At 53.2% G+C, this 17,272-nt stretch carries 17 protein-coding genes; 9 read left to right on the top strand and 8 right to left on the bottom strand.

Annotated features, from left to right (window positions below; genetic code table 11):
- Positions 1-39: 39 nt before the first annotated feature.
- On the top strand, positions 40-429 hold the full coding sequence (locus tag GOV45_RS00085; RefSeq protein ID WP_170472597.1) for a bleomycin resistance protein: 390 nt from the start codon (positions 40-42) through the stop codon (positions 427-429).
- 36 nt (positions 430-465) lie between these two features.
- Here the strand turns inward: GOV45_RS00085 and GOV45_RS00080 are convergent, their stop codons facing one another.
- The gene (locus tag GOV45_RS00080; RefSeq protein WP_170472595.1) at positions 466-1,110 is read right to left on the bottom strand and encodes a response regulator transcription factor; all 645 of its coding nucleotides are present in this window, start codon (positions 1,108-1,110) and stop codon (positions 466-468) included.
- On the bottom strand, positions 1,110-2,546 hold the full coding sequence (locus GOV45_RS00075; protein WP_170472592.1) for a cache domain-containing protein: 1,437 nt from the start codon (positions 2,544-2,546) through the stop codon (positions 1,110-1,112). The genes GOV45_RS00080 and GOV45_RS00075 overlap by 1 nt, the downstream gene beginning before the upstream one ends.
- Before the next feature lie 249 nt (positions 2,547-2,795).
- Here GOV45_RS00075 and GOV45_RS00070 point away from each other — a divergent pair, with 249 nt between their 5' ends.
- The 3 genes from GOV45_RS00070 to GOV45_RS00060 all read left to right on the top strand — a co-directional run bounded on the left by GOV45_RS00070 (position 2,796) and on the right by GOV45_RS00060 (position 7,299).
- Positions 2,796-3,878 carry a TRAP transporter substrate-binding protein gene (locus tag GOV45_RS00070; protein ID WP_170472588.1) on the top strand — a complete coding sequence of 361 codons (1,083 nt, stop codon included), beginning with the start codon at positions 2,796-2,798 and terminating at the stop codon, positions 3,876-3,878.
- 122 nt (positions 3,879-4,000) lie between these two features.
- Positions 4,001-4,927, top strand: a complete 927-nt coding sequence (locus GOV45_RS00065; protein WP_170472585.1) for a TRAP transporter small permease subunit — start codon at positions 4,001-4,003, stop codon at positions 4,925-4,927.
- Positions 4,928-4,944: 17 nt separating this feature from the next.
- Positions 4,945-7,299 carry a TRAP transporter large permease gene (locus GOV45_RS00060; protein WP_170472582.1) on the top strand — a complete coding sequence of 785 codons (2,355 nt, stop codon included), beginning with the start codon at positions 4,945-4,947 and terminating at the stop codon, positions 7,297-7,299.
- A gap of 299 nt (positions 7,300-7,598) precedes the next feature.
- Here GOV45_RS00060 and GOV45_RS00055 read toward each other — a convergent pair whose 3' ends face one another.
- From GOV45_RS00055 to GOV45_RS00040, 4 genes are all read right to left on the bottom strand, one after another.
- Entirely contained in the window at positions 7,599-7,991 is a 393-nt protein-coding gene (locus GOV45_RS00055; RefSeq protein ID WP_170472579.1) for a VOC family protein, read from the bottom strand.
- 6 nt (positions 7,992-7,997) lie between these two features.
- Entirely contained in the window at positions 7,998-8,822 is an 825-nt protein-coding gene (locus tag GOV45_RS00050; protein ID WP_170472576.1) for an arginyltransferase, read from the bottom strand.
- Between the two features lie 76 nt (positions 8,823-8,898).
- Positions 8,899-9,330: an RDD family protein gene (locus GOV45_RS00045; RefSeq protein ID WP_170472573.1), complete on the bottom strand. Its 432-nt coding sequence runs from the start codon at positions 9,328-9,330 to the stop codon at positions 8,899-8,901.
- 66 nt (positions 9,331-9,396) lie between these two features.
- A complete protein-coding gene (locus tag GOV45_RS00040) occupies positions 9,397-9,819 on the bottom strand; it encodes a DUF2852 domain-containing protein (protein WP_170472570.1) in 423 nt (140 codons plus the stop codon).
- A 151-nt stretch (positions 9,820-9,970) separates the two neighbouring features.
- Here GOV45_RS00040 and GOV45_RS00035 point away from each other — a divergent pair, with 151 nt between their 5' ends.
- The 5 genes from GOV45_RS00035 to GOV45_RS00015 are packed head-to-tail and all read left to right on the top strand — an operon-like array spanning position 9,971 to position 15,190.
- The gene (locus GOV45_RS00035; RefSeq protein WP_254447864.1) at positions 9,971-10,360 is read left to right on the top strand and encodes a nuclear transport factor 2 family protein; all 390 of its coding nucleotides are present in this window, start codon (positions 9,971-9,973) and stop codon (positions 10,358-10,360) included.
- On the top strand, positions 10,357-13,149 hold the full coding sequence (locus GOV45_RS00030) for a glutamine-synthetase adenylyltransferase (RefSeq protein WP_170472563.1): 2,793 nt from the start codon (positions 10,357-10,359) through the stop codon (positions 13,147-13,149). The genes GOV45_RS00035 and GOV45_RS00030 overlap by 4 nt, the downstream gene beginning before the upstream one ends.
- Positions 13,136-13,408, top strand: coding sequence for a hypothetical protein (locus tag GOV45_RS00025; protein WP_170472560.1), 273 nt, complete (start codon positions 13,136-13,138; stop codon positions 13,406-13,408). Before GOV45_RS00030 ends, GOV45_RS00025 begins: the two co-directional genes overlap by 14 nt.
- 40 nt (positions 13,409-13,448) lie before the next feature.
- Complete coding sequence (locus GOV45_RS00020) at positions 13,449-14,651, top strand: RSP_2647 family RNA methyltransferase (protein ID WP_170472557.1); 1,203 nt, start codon at positions 13,449-13,451, stop codon at positions 14,649-14,651.
- Positions 14,648-15,190 carry an RSP_2648 family PIN domain-containing protein gene (locus GOV45_RS00015; protein WP_170472554.1) on the top strand — a complete coding sequence of 181 codons (543 nt, stop codon included), beginning with the start codon at positions 14,648-14,650 and terminating at the stop codon, positions 15,188-15,190. The genes GOV45_RS00020 and GOV45_RS00015 overlap by 4 nt, the downstream gene beginning before the upstream one ends.
- Before the next feature lie 67 nt (positions 15,191-15,257).
- Here the strand turns inward: GOV45_RS00015 and GOV45_RS00010 are convergent, their stop codons facing one another.
- Both GOV45_RS00010 and GOV45_RS00005 read right to left on the bottom strand, forming a co-directional pair.
- Positions 15,258-15,947, bottom strand: a complete 690-nt coding sequence (locus GOV45_RS00010) for a M48 family metallopeptidase (RefSeq protein WP_170472551.1) — start codon at positions 15,945-15,947, stop codon at positions 15,258-15,260.
- A gap of 158 nt (positions 15,948-16,105) precedes the next feature.
- Positions 16,106-17,272 (bottom strand): hypothetical protein (locus GOV45_RS00005; protein ID WP_170472548.1); only part of this gene is annotated, 1,167 nt, incomplete at its 5' end.

Raw genomic sequence — 17,272 nt, 5'->3', positions numbered from 1 at the left:
CCGAAAAAGTTGCGCTCGTCACTTACTATGGAGGGCCACGTGTCTGAAATTGTGCAGCTGACGCCGTTTGTTTTGTGTTCTTCGTTGCAAAACCAAATCGACTTCTATTGTGACCGCCTTGGATTTTCCTGTACCTTTAGACAGGAAAATTACGCATTTCTCAGAAATGGGAGTGTCGCGATCCGCCTTCTTGAATGTCCGAAACGACCTGACGGGCGACCGTTGGGGGATAATCAGTCATTTTACATCGATGTTATTGGTATTGATGAGCTGTACGCACAATTGGAACCTAACTTGTCCGATTTGCCACCGGGTCGCGTTCGACCGCCATTCAATCAACCCTATCATCAGCGAGAGTTTCACGTAATCGACGAAGATGGCACTTTGGTTTTCTTTGGGCAGGCCGTTGGCGCGCGACCATCGGCGTAATCGCTGCCCTTGTCTTGAGAGCCGCAAGCAATCCTGTCAGAAACTATGGCCGGTTCCTTGCAGCATTCCGTGTTCCAGTGCGTATCGGGTCAGGCCAGCAGTCGATGAGATGCCAAGCTTACGCTTTATGTTCTTTCTGTGCGTCTCGACCGTGCGAACTGAAATATCCAAACCCAACGCAACCTCTTTGTTGGATTTACCCTGCGCCAGTTCCAGCAGGATGGTTTGTTCACGCCCAGTCAGAGCTTCTCGTGCATTATCCTGCTTGGGTTTCAGCGAACCGCTGGCCCCGGTGCAAAGGTATTTGTCACCTCGCATAACCGCGTCGATGGCCTGTTTGATCTCATCCGTAGGGACATCTTTGAGTACATAGCCGCGGGCACCATGGCTCAGCGCGGTCGAGATATATTCCGGGCTGTCATGCATCGACAGGATTAGAACGCGCGTTTCCGGCAGGCGCTCTAAGATGATTTCGGTTGCGCTCAGCCCTCCAAGGCCTGGCATATTAAGGTCCATCAGGATTACATCTGGCAATAAAGTAGTTACCTGATCTACGGCCTCTTGCCCGTTAGACAGGGTGCCAACGACCTCAATCTCGTCATAGCTTTCCAATAAAGATTGGATCCCTTCGGCGACCATGGGGTGGTCGTCTACGATCAGGACTCGGATCGCGTTCGTCATCAGGAACCGGCCTTTCGTTTCGGAGTTGCATCTTCTTCCTGTGGAGAAAGCAAGTGACTCAGTGGTAGGCTCACTTCGATTACCGTGCCGCCGCGTGCCCCGCGGGATGACAGAATACGCAGTGATCCGTCAAGCTGTTCGATTCGTTCTTGCATGTTTCGCAGGCCGATGCCTGTGCTGACGCGATCCGGGCCGTTGGGTAAGCCATGACCGTTGTCGGTGATCCGCATGGTCGCGCCCTTTTTGTGACCACGCAAATCTATAGTTACATGTGTCGCACCGGAATGGCGCTCAATATTGGTCAAAGCTTCTTGGGCAATCCGATAAAGGGCGATCTTGCTGTCCTGATCCAGCCTGTTACGGAATACGACCGTCGAAAATTCAGTTTCGATCCCGGTTCGTTCGCGAAAGTCGTCGGTCAGAGCTTTGAGCGCTGGCCCAAGGCCCAAATCATCCAGAACACCAGGGCGTAGGTCTCTGCTTATGCGCCGAACTTCCGTGATGGCGCTGCCTAAGTTTTCTATACCTTTGTCCAATGGCACCCGCGCACCTTCATCATCACCCCGCGAAAGTCGTCGCCGGGCGTTGTCCAGCGCATATCTGACGCCGACTAATATCTGGCTGATACCGTCGTGCAGTTCACGTGCCACTCGACCACGTTCTTCTTCTTGTGCATCGAAAACGCGTTGGGTCAGTTCTTTGAGTTTGGCGTCAGCCAGCCTGCGCTCACGGAAGTTCAGCAACATGCCCGAGGCGAAAACGATCAGCACCGCAGCAAGTACGATTCCGCCGATATATAGGAATGTTCGCTGAACACGGGCTTCGACTTCGGCGCGTGCGTTTGCCACCGTGGCGACGATGTCATCAATGAACACTCCGGTTCCAACCACCCAGCGCCAATCCTGCAAACCAACGACGTACGCGATCATTTGTGCTTCTTCCCCGGTCGACGGTTTCTGCCACATGAAACTGTGCCATCCTGCGCCTTGTCGGGCGAGGCGGATGAATTCGTCAACGACAGGTGTTCCGTCACTGTCCGTCAAACCAACCCAATTTCGGTTGATAAATTCAGTCTGGCGAGGGCTTACGAGGTTGTTGCCTTCATAATCATAAACGAAAAAAAAGCCGTCCTTTCCGTAAATCATGGCAGACAGAATTTGAGTGACCAGAGTTTTCGCAGCCTGATCTTCAGGTGAGGCCCGCCCGTAAATATATGCGAATCCGTTACGCGCTTGTGTCACGTAATTACGCAACTCGATTTTCTTCGCTTCGACCAATCGGCGCTCTAACGCCTGAATTTCCCTTTCGGCGGTTGCACGGGCTTCGTACGCGACAAAAAACGCAATAGCTGCCACTGCCACGATCAGGGGGATTGCTGCCACGAGCGACAGCTTCTGTCCGTAGGTCAGCGAAATTAAGTTACGAAATCCCCTCATAGACGAATCGATACGCAAGCCAGCGGAAAATTGCAAAAAGATTGGGCGAATCCGGTGTCAAAGAACTGAAGACTGGGGTTACAAAACGCAAAACAGCCCTGATTTTCAGCGTTGAGTGGCAAAAAACAGGCTCAGCTACGTAGTTCTTGGTATTCACTTTCAATCGAGTGTCAGTAGGCTGGCGCGCACTGAGATCAATTGGTCCGGGCTTCGCTCGGGTCGTGAATTATGAAGGGGAGGATCACTCACATGGATCGCCGTAAGTTTCTTAAAACGTCAGCACTTGGTGGATCTGCAGCCGCAGCTACAGCGCTGGCAGCACCAGCCTATGCTCAGGGCAAGCGCACTTTGACAATGGTTACCTCGTGGGGTCGTGGCCTAGCAGGCGTTTTCGACAGCGCTCAGCGCTGCGCCGACAGCATCACCGCGATGTCGGATGGCAACCTGACAGTTGATATCAAAGCGGCTGGCGAACTGGTCGGAGCATTCGAAGTATTCGACGCCGTGTCGTCTGGACAGGCCGATATGTATCACGCGGCGGACTACTACTTTGTCGGTCAGCACCCAGGATATGCATTCTTTACAGCTGTTCCTTTCGGAATGACCGCTCAAGAGCTGGTAAACTGGTACTACCACGATGGCGGCATGGAACTGCATGACGAGCTGGGTCAGATTTTTGGCCTTAAGTCTTTCCTTGCCGGTAACACTGGTGCTCAGGCAGGCGGCTGGTTCTCGAAAGAGATCAATAGCCCCGATGATTTCAACGGCTTGAAGTTCCGTATGCCTGGTCTGGGTGGCAAGGCTCTGGGCAAACTTGGGGCGTCGGTACAGAATATTCCGGGCTCGGAAGTTTATCAGGCTCTGTCATCAGGCGCGATCGACGGAACCGAGTGGATCGGTCCCTGGGCAGACGAAAAGGCCGGTTTCCAGGAAATAACAAAGACTTATTACACAGCGGGCTTCCATGAGCCGGGTGCGGGTCTTTCGCTGGCGACCAACCGAGAAGTCTTTGACAGCCTGACACCCGCTCAGCAAAAGATTATCGAGATCGCGGCAGGCGAAGCGCACCAGTGGAACCTAGCTCAATTCCTGGCCAACAATGGCGCTGCATTGCAGCGTCTGCAGGCGGGCGGCGTTAAAGTCATGGAATTCCCGGATACTGTCTGGGACGCGTTCGGTACCGCAAGCCAGGAAGTTCTGGACGAAAATATGGGCGACGAACTGTTCAAGAAAATTCACGACAGCGCCATGGAGTCAATGGCTGCTTCGTCGGCATGGTTGAACCTTTCGTCGGGTGCCTACACCGCGCAGCGCGATCGCGTTCGCGGCTAACACTCATAACCAAAAACTAACTGGTTTCTCCGCGGACGCGGGGAAACCTTACCCGTTGCACATGCTCGGACACGACCATACCACGATAAACAGCAGTGCAACCGAGACGACCTGGGGACAACATGCAGGACGATAACGGCATCTCGTTTTTCGGCGCCCTGTGGAATGGACTGATATGGTTCATTCAGAACATTGCCGAAGCCTTTTATAATTTTGGATACGCCATTACGCATCCGCAGCTCTGGCTGAATTGGTCGGACAAAGAAGCAATCATGCGCTTTGTCTACTACGGTGGTTCGGTAGAGTTTTTCTTTGTTGTGTTCACACTTTTTTTGGTTCTGACGGCAATCGGCCTCTACTACCGGAATTTCATGTGGGGCATGGTCCGCGGCCTCGAAGGCTTTGCCAACACCACGGGACGTTTCTTTGCATGGGCTGGCCTTTTGATGGTTATTCAGCAGATCGTGATCGTTTTCATGCAACGCGTGTTTGCACGGCCAGACATGGCGTTTGGTCTGGGTATCCCGTTTCAAATGGATATCAGTTGGTATGCTGAAGAGCTGAAACTTTATAATGCCATGGTCGTCTGTCTCTGCTGCACCTACACATTCGTGCAGGGAGGTCACGTTCGCGTGGACCTGATCTATGCCGGGGTCAGTCATAGAACCAAACGTGTCATTGATATGCTGGGATCGGTTCTGTTCATGATGCCAATGGCTGTTCTGACTTGGATGTACGGCTGGTACTTTATGTGGCGCCACTTGATCGTTCCGAAACCCTCGGCCAGCGATACGTTGGATCGCCTTGTAATGAAGTCTCGTGCCTTGCGCTGGAACGTTGAAACCATTGGCTTCAGCCCAAACGGTTTCAACGCATACTTCATTTTCAAGATTCTACTGGTCGCGTTTGCGGGCATGGTGTTCTTGCACGCCATTGCATTCCTTTACAGATCCTATCTGGAATATGTTGAAGGGCCTGAAAGCGTTGGAAAATACCTCGACAAAGACAGCCTTGGCGATGGTGAAGAAGCCTACGAAGGCGCACATTAGGGACGGAGACCAAGACAATGCTATTCGGACTTGATGGCGTCGAGATAGGCCTGATTATCGTATTTTTCTGCCTCTTTGGTGGTATTCTTTCTGGGTTCCCAGTGGCATTTGCCATTGGTGGAGCGGGTGTTATTTCTTTCGGAATAATTGCGGCGTTGGACAGCGCTGGATTGCTCGTCCATCAGGCGATTGACACAGGCTCGCAAGCCTACCGAGACCTTGTGAATTCAGGGGTCAAACCGGACATAATATCCGTCTTCCGATATCCGGACTTGCCAAGAATCGGCGAGCCGGTGTTCCCGGCTGGATGGGAAACTGCACTGGACCGCAACGTCTCGTTCATTGTGAACCGAATGAATGAGCGTGTGTTGGCCGGACAATCCATTGAAACACTTCTGGCGGTTTTGATGTTTGTCCTGATGGGCATCACTTTGGAGAGGTCTAAGATTGCCAACGACCTATTGACCACGATGGCGCGGGTTTTTGGCCCACTGCCGGGCGGACTGGCCGTGTCAATTGTGGTTGTGGGTGCTTTCTTGGCGGCATCGACCGGAATCGTAGGCGCGACCGTTGTGACCATGGGTCTGCTCGCCTTGCCAACCATGTTGCGCAACAACTACTCGCCAGAGTTGGCCACAGGTGTCATTGCCGCCTCGGGTACGCTTGGGCAAATTATTCCACCTTCGATTGTGATCGTACTGCTGGGGACATTGGCTGGCGATCTTTATTCGACGGCGCAAGAAACCCGCGCGGTCGAGGCTGGATGTACCGACGCATTAACATACCTTGGTGAGCCAGCCGTGGTATCAGTTGGGACTTTGTTCCAGGCAGCTTTGTTGCCGGGTATAATGCTGGCGCTGCTATATGCGCTTTATGCGTTTGGCTATGCATTGTTAAACCCAGAGAAAGCTCCAGCAGTTGAACTTTCAGGAGGAACAGGCGAACCCATCACCCGTTCCGAAGGTCTGACTTGGCTGTTGGGAATACCGGTCGCGATAATAGTCGGTGCGGTTCTGCTTGGCAGCGCGGGTGTGATTGGCAGCCAAAATATCTCAGTTTCAGCCTTTTCAGACGTTTCTGAGGGCGCATCGCTGCGTACCAACGTGTCACCCGAGTGTCAGGCGTCGATGATCGAGCTTCATGGCCAATCCGCGTGGGATCAGGCCGTCGCTGAGCAGGAGGAAATTGACGCCGCAGGAGGTGCCGCCAGCGCTGAACGTCTGAGCGAAGAAGAATTGGTGGCGGCTCGCGAAGCAAAAATTGCTTCGGCAGCGCCGATCGGAAACGGCGTGGCTGTTGTTGTCGTATTGCTTGGGCTCATGCTGGCGATGGCCAGAGGCATCGCACCGTCGCGCGCTGCACAACCGCTGATCGTCGGAGCCATCGGTCTGGTGCTGATGTTGCTGTTTGACATATTGTTGATATCGCCGACCACATCATCGGGGGCGACATTCCTGTTGCTGGCTTTGCCTTTTGCTTTGGCTGCATACGGCTGCAAAGAGGCAGCGGCACGCTGCGCGACCAATGACTTGATCAGGGTGGTTTTCCCACCGCTGGTTCTGATCATCGCTGTGCTTGGTTCGATACTTGGCGGCATAACCAATCCGACACCTGCTGCAGCATTGGGCGCTGGTGGGGCAATCATGCTCGCGGCATATAGGAAACTGCAAGATCAAGGCCGATCTGGTAAAGTCATCATCTGGTCAACCTTTGCAGTGATCATCGCGTTGCTGATGGGTGTGAATTTTGACCTTCGCATCAATCAGGGTGGCGTGACCGTAGAAACCTGGATTGCGTTTATCGTTGCCTACGCCGCTTACATCTTCGCGTTGTTCGGCCTGCTATTCGGCTGCTGGGTTCTGTTCTCTAGCGGAGTGCTCACTCCGGTCGTACGAGAAACCGCCAAAGTGACATCGATGGTCTTTACCATCTTGATTGGATCACAATTGCTGAACCTCGTGGTCATATCGTTTGGAGGCGAGCATTATATCCAGCAGTTCCTCAAGAGTTTTGACAACGAGTTCACAGTCTTCCTGATCGTGATGCTTGTACTGTTCATTCTGGGGTTTGTACTGGATTTCCTCGAAATCATATACATCGTGATACCCATTGTAGGCCCGGTTATCTACGGCGGGTCGTTTGACCCCAAATGGGTAACTATCATGGTGGCAGTGAACCTTCAGACTTCGTTCCTGACGCCACCATTTGGGTTCGCGTTGTTCTACCTCAGAGGCGTGGCACCTAAAGAGGTAACAACTGGCCATATTTATCGGGGAATAATTCCGTTCGTGGTCATTCAAGTGGTTGGAATTGCCATCTTGTGGTTCTTCCCAACGATCGTGACAATTGTTCCGGATCTGATCCCGAACTGATCGGAGGAATGAAAATAGGGCCAAGAAAAGGGGGCGGCGCGCGCCCTTTTTTCATTGATGTCTGTTGATACGCCGATGGAAATGACTCAGTCGAGATTTCCGTCAGGTTTAATTAGGTAGACTAAAAATTCTCGGTCGACGAGATAGTAAAGTAGTTGAGACGCGAAAGAGCATTGTTATAAGCTAACTTGTTGATACCCTTTGTGAAGCCCATCGATTATTTGCGAACTTGTGTCACGCTCCAGTTCAATATGAATGGTAGCTTTTAGCGACAGAACAAGCAGAGTTCAAAGTTATACTTAGTCATTAAACTCAATCAGGTCCCAGCGGTTACCAAATGGGTCTTTCCAGACAGCTACGGTTCCGTAGGGTTCGTGACGGGGTTGTTCCTCAAACGTCACTCCGAGGCTTCGCATTGCTTTGTAGTCGCGTTCAAAATTGTCAGTTTCAAGAAAGAAACCCACTCGCCCGCCGGTTTGGTTTCCAATTGAGGCGAATTGTAGGTCGTCATCGGCCCGTGCCAACAATAGTGAACCTCTGCAGGATCCTGGTGGAGTTACCAATACCCAGCGTTTTCCACTACCGAGGTCGATATCTTGACTAAGGTTAAAGTTCAAAACACCGGTGTAAAAGTTAATTGCGGCGTCATAATCCGGCACCACGAGCGTAACCGCATGAAGGTTTTGCCTCATCCAAAGTTAACCTTTGGTCGGGTGACGATCTGGTAACTGGATATTGGCGACTTGCTCGGCGATTGGCGGCGAAGACAGTGGGTGATGCACCGTATCCGTAAACCGCTCGGGTTCTCTTATCTTCTGCCAATCTCCCATAAAATAAGCTTGGAAACCAGAAAACTTGGCTTTGTATCCCATCTTAGGACTGCCCGGTACCCAGTAGCCCAGATAGACGTAGGGCAATCCTGCTTCGCGGGCGATCTCAATATGATCGAGGATCATGTAAGTGCCCAGAGAATCCTGCTGTTTCAGCGGGTCGTAAAAGGAATAAACCATACTAAGCCCGTCATCCAAGACGTCGGTCAAACTTACCGCGATTAATGCACCCGTCTCAGGATCGGCGTATTCAACCACGCGGCTGCGGATAGGTGTCTCTTCGATCATGGCCGCGAACTCGAAAACATCCATATCAGCCATGCCGCCATCAGCGTGACGAGCATCAAGATAACGGCGGAACAAATCAAACTGCTCGTCGGTTGCCCAAGGCGAGGTCGCACGGCGTTTCAGATAAGCGTTACGCTTGATCACCCGGCGTTGGCTTTTGCCGGGACAAAATGCCGAGACGTCAATCCGCGCCGACAAGCATGCAGCGCAATCGGTGCAAGAAGGTCGGTACAACACGTTTTGCGAACGGCGAAACCCTTGCTGTGAAAGGCAGTTATTCAACTGATCAGCACCTTCACCCTGAAGCGCTGTGAACAGCTTACGCTCCATCCTGCCCTCAAGATAAGGGCAAGGCTGTGGTGCCGTCACATAAAATTGTGGCGCTATTGGCAGCGTGTGTCGCATGAGGGTCCCGTGTCTCCCGCGACGGGATGATAGCAATGCTTTTGGAACGCGCCAAGTGATTCACGCAAAGTATGCTTTAAGCGCGCTGATTGATCATAACCGTGCCGAGAAATGCGTCGGTCAAGCCCTGACAGCGGGCACTGGTTAACATCATGATAACCGAGATAATCTGTAGCACTGGAAAGGCCATGCTAACGAAATAGCCTGCAGTGTGGGCCACAGCCTTACCCGTATCCATGCGTGAACCGAATGCGTCACGCAGTTCGATACCCATAAACCGCATTCCCAACGTGGCTGAACCGTTCGCAATCGTGACGACGCGATAAACGAAACTAACCACCGCGTAAATCAGCGCAAGGACAAAAAAACCAAGACCAAAGGTCAGCAAAATCGCAACGGTGCAAAGCAACGAAACGAACGCTATGTCGAATAGCCACGCAAAAAAGCGTTTGGTCGCCACTGATTGATAGAATTCTGGCTGACTGTCAGGATCGGGTAGATGGGTCATTAGGGTAAGTCCAAGTGTGAAATCTATTTCACCCTGTCCCGAAGTACGGGACAGGGCAAGACTGGGTCAGGCTCGCTCACCGCTATCCGGTTCATCATGATTTTCGCGAGCGCGTTCGTTCATGAACTGGTCAAACTCTGCCTTGTCCTTGGCGTCACGCAAGCGGCGAAGGAAGGCCTCGAACTCTTGTTGCTCACGCTCCAAGCGGGCCAGAGTGTCAGCTTTGTAGGCATCAAAGGCTGTGTTGCCAGAGGGTTTCATCGCGCTCATGTGACTGTTCCAAGAAGAACGACGGCTACAGGACTTGCTGAACATGCGTTTACTCCAGATCATATAAGCCAAAAGGGCAAGGCCGACGGGCCAAAAAAAGATAAAACCAAGGACCATCGCAGCGATCCAGGCACCTTTTCCTTTGCTGTCCATCCAGGTTTCGGCTCGGTATATCCATCCCGGGTTTTTCGGGACGGCGGTGTCGGAAAGTGCGGTCATTTGTTGTCTCCGGGTTGATGTAAATTCTGTTTACATTCTCTAAATGGGGAGCGAATGACACGTTGCAAGGGGTGAATGTGAAAAAGATTTACATTTTCGATCTGCGACCAGAATGGTTGACGTCCCTAGGTATCAGGCGCACTTTCCGATCATGCAAAATATTGATAGCAATTCACCTCCGTCACTGAACGAAATTCTTGGCTTAGAGAAAAGGGTTTGGACTGCGCTGGTCGAGGGAGACGCCCAAGCAGACCGAGCGCTTTTGAGTCCGGATTTCCTTGGGGTTCACCCTACTGGTTTCGCCAATAGGGATGATCATGTTGGGCAATTCGCAAATGCACCTACCATGGCGAGTTTCGAACTTAGCGAGGCTCAGTTGCGCGTTTTGACGAATGACGTCGTATTGCTGTCTTATCGGGCCGATTATGAACGTCCCGGTGCCGTTATGACCGAGGTGATGCTGATTTCATCCTTATGGGAAAAGCGGCATGAGGTCTGGGTTAACAGTTTCAGCCAAGATACCCCCTTGGAGCGCCAATGAACTCAGCGTTGTCCATTGAACGGCTCCCCCGTGCCTACGATGTGTCGCTGGGTGAAGAAATTCGCGCTGCGCTTCAGGGTTTAACGCGCGAACAGTCAGACTTGATTGCAGGTGCAGCAGGCTCCAGTCCCTATTTGAAAGGGTTGATCGAGCAAGATGGCGACTGGCTGTCCGAGGCGTTGCAGAGGCCTGATATGGCTTTAGCCGATGTTATGACGGCAGTCCGCGACTTACCTTCAGATCAATTAAAGCCTGGTTTGCGTCTGGCAAAACGACGCGTTGCTGTGTTAACAGCGTTAGCTGACCTTGCGGGAGCATGGCCACTGGAAAAGGTCACGGCCGCGTTGACTGACTTTGGCTCCATTGCTGCTGATGTTGCCGCGAAAACTGAGATTGAGAAATTGATCCAGCGTGGCAAGTTGCCCGGTTTGTCGCCAGACGACATTAAGACGGCCGGCGGGATGGTAATTCTGGCTATGGGCAAAATGGGGGCGCACGAGCTCAACTACAGCTCAGACATTGATCTGATAGTGTTGTTCGATGAAACCCGCTTTGACCCGGACGACTTTTACGAGGCGCGGCACGGCATGGTACGAGCCACGCGAAATTTCTGCGCTACGCTAAGTGAAAAAACCGCTGATGGTTACGTTTTTCGAACAGACTTGCGCCTGCGGCCGGACCCGGCAGTAACCCCGGTCTGTCTGGCCATGGAAGCGGCAGAGCGATATTATGAAAGTCTGGGCCGAACTTGGGAACGAGCCGCTTACATCAAGGCACGACCATGTGCAGGCGACATTGCCGCAGGCGAAAGATTTCTGCAGGCGCTGCGACCCTTTGTGTGGCGTCGGCATTTGGATTTTGCGGCCATACAGGACGCCCATGACATTCGGCTTCGAATCCGCGAAAGCAAAGGTACCGGGGGGGCAATCTTGGTTCCGGGCCATGACATGAAGTTAGGTCAGGGCGGAATACGTGAGATCGAATTTTTCACTCAGACTCGGCAACTGATCGCAGGAGGGCGCGACCCGGACCTACGTGTTCGGGGTACGGTTCCGGGCCTCGCGGCATTGGCGGCCAAAGGTTGGGTGCCTGATGAAGTGGCTGAGAAACTAACTGACCATTACCGCGCCCATCGGGAGGTCGAACACCGCATACAAATGGTTCACGATGCGCAAACCCACAAGATTCCACAAGCCGAGGACGGGATCGAGCGGATCGCCTGTCTCATGGGTGTCAGTAGCTCAGAACTAATCTCGGGCATAAAGCGGCGACTGACGGAGGTGCACGAGTTGACCGAAGGGTTCTTTGCCCCTGGTCACAGCATTCCTACACCTATTAATACGGAGGTCGAATTTGACAAAAGCGTTCTAGCGAGATGGCCGACCTATCCGGCGCTGCGTTCGCAACGTGCACGGCGCATTTTTGAGCGCCTCAGACCTGAATTGTTGACCCGGCTTGCCAAGACTGCACAACCCTCCGAGGCGTTGATGGCACTTGATGGGTTTCTCGCGGGGCTTCCCGCAGGTGTGCAGCTATTTTCGTTATTCGAAGCCAACCCTCAACTCATTGATTTATTGATCGACATTGTGGGTACGTCGCATGCTTTGGCTTCTTATCTGTCAAGAAATGCGTCCGTCTTTGACGCGGTCATCGTCGGAAGCTTTTTCTCCGATTGGCCCGGCTGCGAGGTTTTGGAAGCCGAGTTGTCTCAGGCGTTGAAGAACGAAACCGATTATGAAAATCAACTGGACTTAGCCCGTCGTTGGAGCAAGGAGTGGCGTTTCCGTATTGGCGTTCACCACTTGCGTGGATTGATAGACAGCGCGAGTGCGGGGCAGCAGTATGCCGACCTGGCTCAGGCTGTTATTGCGGCAATCCTTCCCGTTGTCGCGGCTCAGTTTGCGACCAAGCATGGTCCTGCACCGGGGCGCGGCGCGGCGATTCTAGGAATGGGCTCGTTGGGGGCAGGGCGGATCAACTCTCAATCCGATCTGGATGTAATCGTGATATACGATCCACTAGATCAAGAAATGTCCGAAGGACCGCGACCGCTAGCAACCCGAACCTATTATGCCCGTTTTACCCAAGCATTCATCACCGCATTGTCGGCGCCAATGTCTCAAGGTCGGCTTTACGAGGTGGACATGCGCTTGCGTCCGTCAGGAAATCAGGGTCCGGTTGCAACGAGTTGGGCAAGTTTCACCAACTATCAGCAGAACGACGCATGGGTATGGGAACATCTCGCTCTGACCCGCGCTCGTGTTGTCGCGGGAGATTCAGAATTGGTGGCAGACATCGAAGATTTCAGAGCCGAGTTTCTTTCGCGGCCTCGTGATCGCAGAAATGTCTTGCGCGAAGTTGCCGAAATGCGTGAAAGACTGGCCGCCGCAAAGTCGCCCTCTGGCATTTGGGATTCAAAGAATGGCGCAGGCCGGATGATGGATATCGAACTAATCGCCGAAACAGGAGCTTTGCTCTCGGGCTGTGATCAGCGTGATGTGCATTCTGGTCTAGACGGCGCCGTCGCTGCCGGATTGCTGGAAGTCGCGCAGGGACAGACACTTAAAGAATGCTATGATTTATGTTGGTCCCTACAATGTGCCGCGCGACTTTTGTCCGGCGAAATGATCGAGGCTGACAAGATTGGTGAGGGAGGAGTGGCGTTTCTTTGCCGTGCCACCGGCTTTGACGAGGTGGGGCAACTACAGGCCGCGCTGACTAACGCTTATGACACAGCAGCAGCACTTATCACGGCCGTGTTTGAGGAGGGCAAGGATGGGACGCAGTGATGACCCGAACGACCCAAAGGGGCTGATACAGGAAGCTTATCGCATCGAAGGCATCGCTTTGCCGGAATGTCGTAGTATCTTTCTGGATTGGGCACTGGGATTTCCAGAAAACCGCGACCAGAAACAAGCCTTGTCGGAACTACACGATATTTATGCAGCCCAGTATGAGAACCATCCAATGACGCAAGTTTTGCGCGAAGGATTGGAGACCGCACGGGCACCCAAACGACGCGGCGGGTGGCGCGGCAGATCGCGGTGAGGGGGTTTCCCATCCGCAGCTTCCCTACTATTAGGGCGTTATGAGTGAACCCGCTAATCGACCGAGAATTCGCCTGAAACCCAAGGCAAACGCGAAAGGCCTGCGCCACGGCTTTCCGTGGGTCTACGCCAGTGACGTAGTTACGGATCGCCGGACCCGCAAAATCGAACCAGGATCTTTGGCTGTTCTGGTGGATGATAGACGGAGCGAGATTGCGTTAGTTGCCGTCAATCCGGCATCGAAGATCATGTGTCGTGTTTTGGATCGCGACGTGGATGCCGAGTTAACTTCGGAATGGTTTGAGGCACGATTGAAGCGCGCGCTGGATATGCGCGAACACCTATTTGAAGATCCATTTTATCGCCTTGTACACGCCGAGGCAGATGGATTTCCTGGCGTTATCATCGACCGCTTTGGTGACGTCTGTGTGATCCAACCCAACGCAGCGTGGGCTGAAAATCACCTTGAAGTTCTCACTGCCACGTTGGTCAAAGTTACCGGTGTTAAAACTGTAATCAAAAACGCCTCGGGCCGCACGCGCGGACTAGAAGGATTGGACGACGTGAACACAACGCTTCACGGCCAAACACCGGAATCTCCGGTACCGGTGCCAATGAATGGCGCGACCTACATGGCAGATTTAACAGGTGGGCAGAAAACCGGCTTGTTTTTCGACCAGCGTGCGAACCACGCCTTTGCCGCAAGACTGACGAAACCCGGCTCACTAGTTTTGGATGTGTTCTGCCATGTTGGTGGATTTGGTCTTGCAATGTTGGCCGGCGGCGCTGGGCATGTTTTGTCGGTCGACGGTTCCTCTGCTGCTTTGGCCCTAGCTGAGAAGGGCGCGGCAGTCTCAGGATTTGCGGGGCGGTTTCAAACCCGTCAGGGCGACGCGTTCGAAAATTTGGCAGAGTTAAATGAAGAAAAGGCCGCCTTTGACGTTGTGATTTGCGATCCTCCGGCCTTTGCGCCTTCGAAGCAGGCCTTGGATGCTGGTTTGCGGGCTTATGAAAGGATTGCCCGGCTTGCAGCACCTTTGGTTAAACCGGGCGGGTATCTCGGGTTGTGCTCGTGCTCGCATGCCGCTGACCTGAGTCGCTTTCGAGACGCTTCCGCGCGTGGTATTGGGCGCGCGGGAAGGCAGGCTCAGTTAATTCACACCGGCTTTGCTGGACCTGATCATCCACAGCTGCCGCAATTAGCCGAAAGCGGGTACCTAAAAGCTGTTTTCTTTAGGCTATGAAAGCGGTTCTCGATACCTGTGTAATCTACCCTACGGTGATGCGAGAGATGCTATTGGGCGCTGCAAAACAAGGGCATTTTACCCCGATCTGGTCTACTAGGATTTTGGAAGAATGGGCTCGTGCAGCTCGCAAACTTGGAGCGGCTGGAGAAGTACAGGCACGCGCCGAAATTGCACTAACGCGGGCACACTGGCCCAATGCCGAACAACCGCCCTCAGCGAACATCGAACAAAAACTTTGGTTGCCCGACAGTGCAGACATACACGTATTGGCGACCGCCGTGGTTAGTTCGGCTGATGCGATAATCACTGTCAACGCCAAGGACTTTCCCAAGAACATCTTGGCCGAGGAAGGTCTTGAAAGATGCGACCCCGATACTTTTTTACTCGGATTTTACAATGAGGACCCTCAAAGTATGGGTAATGTCGCCATGGGCATTCTTTCTGAAGCCAATCGGCTGTCTGGTGACCGATGGACGATGCGCAGTCTTTTTAAAAAAGCTCGGTTGCCAAGGTTGGGCAAAGCTCTCACAACCTGAGCCTGACCGCTGCAAAGTCGTCAATTTGATTACACGGCATGAAAGGCTTGTCCGTGCCTACTCGAACCTATGAGCTAGTGCCCCAACGCTGTTCCAGTGCCTCTAAGGCAGCAATTCTTTCATTGGTTTTTGGATGGCTCATTAACCAGGCTGGAACAACGCCTGCGCGTTGTTGGGTAAGGCCTTCGAGCTTATGAAACAGCGATTTTTGCGGTTCAATTCCGATTCCTGCTTTGGTCAGCAAGGCAGCCGCATATTCGTCTGCTTCATATTCATCCCCCCTTGAAAGGCGCGACGCCAACAGGGCGGTCAATGCGTTGGCTATCCACGCACCGATAAACGGAATAAATCGGTTCAGAAGCATCATCAGTGCGGCGCGCATAGCGTTTTGGCCTGAAAAATCGATCATCCTACGGCGGGCGTGACCTAATGCAACATGCCCTAACTCATGTGCGATTACACTGGCCATTTCTTCTGCGGAAACCTCACCGTTTCTGAACTTGCGGTAAAAGCCTCGGGTTATGAATATCCGCCCGTCCGGAGCAGCCAATCCGTTCACAGGATCAATTTCGTAGATATAAACCGGAACACGTTCGATATCTAAAGCCACCGCCAACCTGTCTGTCATGCGTTTTAAAGCTGGGTCGGCAAGCTCAGTCGATTTCGCGTCCAATTCTCGATGTGTTCGCCAAACCGAAATCCGGTACATCGCGATCGCATAGAGAACGGCCAGCAGAATAGGTGTGATGCGCAACATGCTTTAGATATGGGCGGAATGATGTGGCAGGGCAAGGTTGCATCAATGCACTTTTTTGCAAAACCAAAGAGTCATCATAAGCGCCCGTTGAGACCTTGATATTATGCACCAACATTGCTGCCAGCTTCCCGAATTTTTTCAGTCCAGTATATCAGGACTCAGTCGGCCGGGATCGGCAGTTGCAAGTTGCCGTGCAATTCCGCAAGCGAGTCTTCGGTTAAGACGGTGCCACGAGAAGCTTCGAAAAAGGCGTGTTCAGCTTCTTTCTGAGCGACCAAAGTATCAACTCGCAAATCCCTAACGTCGGAGCGCAAGTAGTCACGCGCGTCTTCATAATCTAACGCGTCGCGCAACTCTTCTTCCAGGCTGTCCAGGGTGTCGTTGTAATCCGGGTCGGTAGGGTCTAGCGCGGCGATGTCATCGGCGATCTCTTCGCTGCTGCGCCCGTCGTAACTCTCGTTCAGTTCGCGCAGGTCTCGGCGGGTGTCGTACAGGTCTTCGCGCAGGTCATAATATTCCGACGCCGCCTCCTGATAGGTGGCGATCTTTCCGACATTACTGTTTGCGGATGCATTCTGGAACGCTGCCGCCGCCGCATTTGACGCGTTCAGGTTCCGAAGCTTGTCCGACCCGTACGGATCCGTGATCGCCGCAACAAGCGGATCGCGATCATAACGCCGCTGACCATGTCTGTTTGGGCGACGGTCCAGTTCTTCTTCCAAGACGTCGTCCAGATCATCAAAGATTTCGTCGACATAGCGCTCTGGATATGCGTCCTCGGCAGGCAGGTTTTCCACGCTCAGATCGCCTCTGTACCGGTCCCTCGGTTGCGGTAAATCCAAGTTTTCATGGAACTCACCCAGAGCGTCCCTGGTGAGCGTGCGGCCCTTGGAGGCGTCAAAGAAAGCTGCTTCGGCGTCCTGTTTGGCCTCGTAAGCATCGCGTCTGGCGCGAATGATATCCTCGCGCAATGCGTCGCGCTCTTCCTCATAGGCCTCAGCGTCGCGTAACTCTTCTTCCAGGCTGTCCAGGGTGTCGTTGTAATCCGGGTCGGTAGGGTCTAGCGCGGCGATGTCATCGGCGATCTCTTCGCTGCTGCGCCCGTCGTAACTCTCGTTCAGTTCGCGCAGGTCTCGGCGGGTGTCGTACAGGTCTTCGCGCAGGTCATAATATTCCGACGCCGCCTCCTGATAGGTGGCGATCTTTCCGACATTACTGTTTGCGGATGCATTCTGGAACGCTGCCGCCGCCGCATTTGACGCGTTCAGGTTCCGAAGCTTGTCCGACCCGTACGGATCCGTGATCGCCGCAACAAGCGGATCGCG

Source organism: Ruegeria arenilitoris (assembly GCF_013035425.1).
Classification (GTDB): domain Bacteria; phylum Pseudomonadota; class Alphaproteobacteria; order Rhodobacterales; family Rhodobacteraceae; genus Ruegeria; species Ruegeria arenilitoris_A.
This window is presented reverse-complemented; position numbering and strand designations above follow the sequence as displayed.

Coding starts and splice junctions, on each gene's coding strand:
- GOV45_RS00080 (WP_170472595.1), bottom strand. CDS start 1,110: ATGACGAACGCGATCCGAGTCCTGATCGTAGACGACCACCCCATGGTC.
- GOV45_RS00075 (WP_170472592.1), bottom strand. CDS start 2,546: ATGAGGGGATTTCGTAACTTAATTTCGCTGACCTACGGACAGAAGCTG.
- GOV45_RS00070 (WP_170472588.1), top strand. CDS start 2,796: ATGGATCGCCGTAAGTTTCTTAAAACGTCAGCACTTGGTGGATCTGCA.
- GOV45_RS00065 (WP_170472585.1), top strand. CDS start 4,001: ATGCAGGACGATAACGGCATCTCGTTTTTCGGCGCCCTGTGGAATGGA.
- GOV45_RS00060 (WP_170472582.1), top strand. CDS start 4,945: ATGCTATTCGGACTTGATGGCGTCGAGATAGGCCTGATTATCGTATTT.
- GOV45_RS00055 (WP_170472579.1), bottom strand. CDS start 7,991: ATGAGGCAAAACCTTCATGCGGTTACGCTCGTGGTGCCGGATTATGAC.
- GOV45_RS00050 (WP_170472576.1), bottom strand. CDS start 8,822: ATGCGACACACGCTGCCAATAGCGCCACAATTTTATGTGACGGCACCA.
- GOV45_RS00045 (WP_170472573.1), bottom strand. CDS start 9,330: ATGACCCATCTACCCGATCCTGACAGTCAGCCAGAATTCTATCAATCA.
- GOV45_RS00040 (WP_170472570.1), bottom strand. CDS start 9,819: ATGACCGCACTTTCCGACACCGCCGTCCCGAAAAACCCGGGATGGATA.
- GOV45_RS00035 (WP_254447864.1), top strand. CDS start 9,971: ATGCAAAATATTGATAGCAATTCACCTCCGTCACTGAACGAAATTCTT.
- GOV45_RS00030 (WP_170472563.1), top strand. CDS start 10,357: ATGAACTCAGCGTTGTCCATTGAACGGCTCCCCCGTGCCTACGATGTG.
- GOV45_RS00025 (WP_170472560.1), top strand. CDS start 13,136: ATGGGACGCAGTGATGACCCGAACGACCCAAAGGGGCTGATACAGGAA.
- GOV45_RS00020 (WP_170472557.1), top strand. CDS start 13,449: ATGAGTGAACCCGCTAATCGACCGAGAATTCGCCTGAAACCCAAGGCA.
- GOV45_RS00015 (WP_170472554.1), top strand. CDS start 14,648: ATGAAAGCGGTTCTCGATACCTGTGTAATCTACCCTACGGTGATGCGA.
- GOV45_RS00010 (WP_170472551.1), bottom strand. CDS start 15,947: ATGTTGCGCATCACACCTATTCTGCTGGCCGTTCTCTATGCGATCGCG.